This is a genomic window from Prevotella sp. P3-92, from assembly GCF_002251205.1.
In the GTDB taxonomy this organism is placed as follows: Bacteria; Bacteroidota; Bacteroidia; order Bacteroidales; family Bacteroidaceae; genus Prevotella.
On the sequence record NZ_NPJE01000066.1, the window covers coordinates 1 to 491 of the forward strand.

Consider the following 491-nt stretch of genomic DNA (forward strand, 5'->3'; position numbering starts at 1 on the left):
GCCGTACCGGAAGGTGCGGCTGGAACACCTCCTTTCTGGAGACGGATCTTAGATAATTAAGGTAGTTTCAAAAGAATGGGATGAAGCATTGGTTTGTTCAGACACTCCTTCGGCTTCTTGTACTAACGAATCTGTTTTCTCGAATAGAGAATCGAAGGAAGCTGAGGACACTGTACTGTTCCAAAGCATCTTGAACGGAGTCCTATAGCTCAGTCGGTTAGAGCGCCACACTGATAATGTGGAGGTCGGCAGTTCAAGTCTGCCTGGGACTACGATGCAAGAGACTTCAATTCCCGACCGGGGGATTAGCTCAGCTGGCTAGAGCACCTGCTTTGCAAGCAGGGGGTCAACGGTTCGAATCCGTTATTCTCCACTTGTCCTTGAAATAGAGGAAAGAGATCTTTGACATATTGACACAAGCAAGACTGTAGATTAGATAATAAATCAGAAATCAACAGCTGAAAGTATGAGCACTTATGCATACGGCCGCC

General features: G+C 46.6%; 2 tRNA genes. Both read left to right on the forward strand.

Annotation, left to right across the window (positions count from 1 at the left end):
• Positions 1 to 198: 198 nt before the first annotated feature.
• Positions 199 to 272 (forward strand) — tRNA-Ile (locus CIK93_RS12450).
• 27 nt (positions 273 to 299) lie between these two features.
• Positions 300 to 373: transfer RNA gene (locus CIK93_RS12455), tRNA-Ala, on the forward strand.
• Positions 374 to 491 lie beyond the last annotated feature (118 nt).